This is a genomic window from Streptomyces sp. (assembly GCF_035563135.1).
GTDB lineage: Bacteria > Actinomycetota > Actinomycetes > Streptomycetales > Streptomycetaceae > Streptomyces.
Genome location: NZ_DATMVN010000415.1, coordinates 1 through 3,944 on the forward strand (window position 1 = coordinate 1; position 3,944 = coordinate 3,944).

The following is a 3,944-nucleotide window of genomic DNA, read 5'->3' on the forward strand; positions in this document are numbered from 1 at the left end:
GATGCGTCCCGCCCCGTCTGACTGCCGTGTGGTGTTATCCCACGGGGGTGAAGTCGCGGGCGCCGATGAATTCGGGTCGGCGGACGGGGGCTGCGAAGGGTTCTTGTGCGGTGTTGTCGACGCTGTTGAAGACGATGAAGACGTTGCTGCGGGGGTAGGGGGTGATGTTGTCGCCGGAGCCGTGCATGGCGTTGCAGTCGAACCAGGTCGCCGAGCCGGCTCTGCCGGTGAAGAGTTTGATGCCGTGGCGGTCGGCCATCGTGGTGAGGACTTCGTCGGAGGGGATGCCGGCGTCCTGCATCTGGAGGGACTTCTTGTAGTTGTCCTTGGGTGTCTCGCCCGCGCAGCCGACGAACGACGTGTGTGATCCGGGCATGATCATCAGCCCGCCGTTGGTGTCGAGGTTGTCGGTCAGGGCGATGGAGACGGACACGGTCCGCATGCGGGGCAGGCCGTCCTCGGCGTGCCAGGTCTCGAAGTCGGAGTGCCAGTAGAAGCCGGAGGCGCCGAAGCCGGGTTTGACGTTGATCCTGGACTGGTGGACGTAGACGTCGGAGCCCAGGATCTGGCGGGCCCGGCCCACCACGCGTTCGTCGCGCACCAGGTCGGCGAAGGCCTCGCTGAGCTTGTGGACCTCGAAGACCGAGCGCACGCTCTGGGACGTGGGCTCGATGATGGAGCGTTCGTCCGCGCGGACCTGCGGGTCGGTGACCAGCCGGTCCAGCTCGGCCCGGTAGCCGGCCACCTCCTGGGGGGTGATCAGCTGGTCGACGGCCAGGAAGCCGTCGTGCTCGAAGGACTGGAGGTCCTTGGCGGTGATGGGTCCCGGTGCGCCCGGTGCGGACCAGATGACCGGGTCCTGGCGGGGGGTGGTCATCTCGGCGGCGCCGCGCGAGGGGTAGAGGTCTGCGCGTACTTCGGTGGTCATGGTTCAGCCCTCCTCTGTCAGCAGCGGGTAGACACCGTTCTCGTCGTGGTCCTCCCGCCCGGTGACGGGGGGGTTGAAGACGCACACGCAGCGGAAGTCGGTCTTGGGCCGCAGGGTGTGGTGCTCGTGTCCGTCCAGCAGGTACATCGTGCCGGGGGAGATCCAGTGCTTCTCGCCGGTCTCGTCGTTGGTGAGCTCGGCCTCGCCCTCGGTGCACAGAACGGCCTCGATGTGGTTGGCGTACCACATCGACGTCTCCGTGCCCGCGTACAGCACGGTCTCGTGGAGCGAGAAGCCCACCTTCTCCTTGGCGAGCACGATGCGCTTGCTCTCCCAGGTACCTGAAGCGGACCTGACGTGCCGGTCGGTGTTCTCGATGTCACTGAAAGATCGGACGATCACGGTGGGGTGGTGCCTTTCTCTTCTGTCCTGCTCTGTGGTGCCTGCGCGGGGGTGTGCCCTGCTCAGGCGGTCTCGCGGACGGACCGGGCCAGCGTGCGCAGGCCCTCGTCCAGCTCTTCGGGGGTGATGGTCAGCGGCGGGAGCAGTTTCACGACCTCGGACTGCGGACCGGAGGTCTCCAGCAGCAGGCCCAGTTCGAAGGCGCGCTTGCAGACGGCGGAGGCACGCGTGGGGTCGGCGAACTCCAGGCCCCAGACCAGGCCGCGGCCACGGAACTGCGCGGTCGCCTCCTCGCCGCAGATCGCCAGCAGTGTCTGTTCGACCTGTTCGCCGCGGGCCAGGGTCTGCTTCTCCATCTGGCCGTCGGCCCAGTAGGCGTCGAGCGTGGCGGCGGCGGTGACGAAGGCGGGGTTGTTGCCGCGGAAGGTGCCGTTGTGCTCGCCCGGCTCCCACACATCCAGCTCGCCCTTGAACAGGCACAGCGACATCGGCAGACCGTAACCGCTGATCGACTTCGACAGCGTCACGATGTCCGGGACGATACCGGCCTCCTCGAAGGAGAAGAAACCACCGGTCCGGCCGCAGCCCATCTGGATGTCGTCGACGATCAAAAGCATGTCCTGGCGGTGGCACAGCTCCTGCAGCGCACGCAGCCACTCGGCACGGGCGACGTTGATGCCGCCCTCACCCTGCACCGTCTCCACGATCACCGCGGCCGGCTTGTTCAGCCCCGAGCCCTGGTCCTCCAGGAGCCGCTCGAACCACAGGAAGTCGGGGACCCGGCCGTCGAAGTAGTTGTCGAACGGCATCGGCGTGCCGTGCACCAGCGGGATGCCCGCACCGGCCCGCTTGAAGGCGTTGCCGGTCACGGCCAGCGAACCGAGCGACATACCGTGGAAGGCGTTGGTGAAGGAGACCACCGACTCACGGCCCTTGACCTTGCGGGCCAGCTTCAGCGCCGACTCCACGGCGTTGGTGCCCGTCGGCCCGGGGAACATCACCTTGTAGGGCAGATCACGCGGGCGCAGGATCACGTTCTCGAACGTCTCCAGGAACGCCCGTTTCGCCGTCGTGGCCATGTCCAGGCCATGGGTGATGCCGTCACGCTCGATGTAGTCGATCAGCGCACGCTTCAGCACCGGGTTGTTGTGCCCGTAGTTGAGGGAACCGGCACCGGCGAAGAAGTCCAGATAGGAATGGCCGTCCTCGTCCGTGAGCCAGGCCCCCTGCGCACGGTCGAACACCGCGGGCCAACTGCGGCAGTAGCTCCGTACTTCCGACTCAAGGGTTTCGAAGACACTCAGGGCGGGCGGGGTGATGGTCACAGCTGATCTCCTGCTCGAGGGGGGTTGTGACGGGCGGCGGGTCAGGCGAGCCCAGGAAGCCGCGTCCGGGCGGGGCGCGGAGGGTGCTGGGGGAGTCCTAGAACGGACCTATGCGGTAGAGGACCTCCGGCAGGTGCGTTCCTTCGGGGAACAGGGCCCCGTCGAAGAGCACCTCGCGCTCCAGCGGCACGTCGTGCCGCTGCGCGAAGGAGGTGAACAGCCGGTCGGAGGCGGCGTTGTCCGGGGTGACGGTCGTCTCGACCGAGGACAGTCCCTGGTCGGAGGCGACGCGGGTGGTCAACGCGTCCAGCAGTGTGGCCGCCAGCCCCTTGCCGCGGTGGGCCCGGTCGACGGCCACCTGCCAGACGACGAGCGTCCCGGGGCGGTCGGGGCGGATGTACCCGGTCACGAAGGCGATCGGGTCGCCGTTCTCGTCGCGGGCGACCACGGAGGTCGCCGCGAAGTCACGGCACCACAGCAGGTAGCTGTACGAGGAGTTGAGGTCCAGGACCTCGGAGTCGCGGGCAATGCGCCAGATCGCGGCTCCGTCCTCCACTCGCGGGGTGTCGATGCTCAGGAATTCACTTCGGGCACGGGCAAAATCTGCTGGTGCGGCGGTCATGCGAATTGAATTTACCCAGCAAAAATCAAAATTGCATCGTCGCAAGGGGTTGGGTGAAGGCGCCTGCTGTGTTATCACGCGGGCGCGGATCGACCTCGATGGGGGAGAAAAATCAACGTACTTGTCCGTAATTTAACAGTCATAACGGACGTGATGTGGGGTCGGTCACATCGTTGTAACTCTTGTGACGTCTGGTCGGATCGCGTGGATCCGCCTGCTGGAAACTGTGGTGTTTAGGTCTGAAGAAGGGGGGAAGAAGAATGCGGGGAGCTGCTCCCGATAAAGCAGCTCCCCTTTTATGTCGATCGAATGGCCCGGGAGGGGTCCGTAATTGAATTCAGTTGTCCGGCCACGTTTCTGCGACGGCGTTCCGGGCAGCATCGACATCGGTTCCGCGGCCCGCGCCGGCCAGCGCGGTGCCCAGGGCGGCCAGCGAGGACGACACCGCGTCCCGCGTCGCGTCCACGCCGTAGTGATTGACCCGGATCATCTCCTCGGACAGCGCCCCGCCCCCGGCGACCAGCGGCAGCGACGGGTCGGCCGCCAGGGCCCGCGCGACCAGTTCCGAGGCGTCGACACCCGCCGGAGTGCGCAGCGTCGTGGCGACCGGGGCCGCGTCACGGGCGTCGTGGACGTACGGTTCCAGCCCGCCGCCGAGCGCCCTGGC

4 protein-coding genes and 1 pseudogene are annotated in these 3,944 nt (G+C 66.9%); all 5 read right to left on the reverse strand.

Annotated elements, in window-relative coordinates:
- Positions 1–34: 34 nt before the first annotated feature.
- The gene (gene thpD, locus VN520_RS18195; protein WP_325747980.1) at positions 35–928 is read right to left on the reverse strand and encodes an ectoine hydroxylase; all 894 of its coding nucleotides are present in this window, start codon (positions 926–928) and stop codon (positions 35–37) included.
- A gap of 3 nt (positions 929–931) precedes the next feature.
- Positions 932–1,330 carry an ectoine synthase gene (locus VN520_RS18200; protein ID WP_325747981.1) on the reverse strand — a complete coding sequence of 133 codons (399 nt, stop codon included), beginning with the start codon at positions 1,328–1,330 and terminating at the stop codon, positions 932–934.
- Between the two features lie 62 nt (positions 1,331–1,392).
- Positions 1,393–2,655, reverse strand: a complete 1,263-nt coding sequence (ectB, locus tag VN520_RS18205; protein ID WP_325747982.1) for a diaminobutyrate--2-oxoglutarate transaminase — start codon at positions 2,653–2,655, stop codon at positions 1,393–1,395.
- Positions 2,656–2,752: 97 nt separating this feature from the next.
- Positions 2,753–3,277, reverse strand: a complete 525-nt coding sequence (gene ectA / locus VN520_RS18210) for a diaminobutyrate acetyltransferase (RefSeq protein ID WP_325747983.1) — start codon at positions 3,275–3,277, stop codon at positions 2,753–2,755.
- A 337-nt stretch (positions 3,278–3,614) separates the two neighbouring features.
- Positions 3,615–3,944, reverse strand: a pseudogene (locus VN520_RS18215) (alanine--glyoxylate aminotransferase family protein); the annotation flags it as partial.

Coding starts and splice junctions, on each gene's coding strand:
- thpD (WP_325747980.1), bottom strand. CDS start 928: ATGACCACCGAAGTACGCGCAGACCTCTACCCCTCGCGCGGCGCCGCC.
- ectA (WP_325747983.1), bottom strand. CDS start 3,277: ATGACCGCCGCACCAGCAGATTTTGCCCGTGCCCGAAGTGAATTCCTG.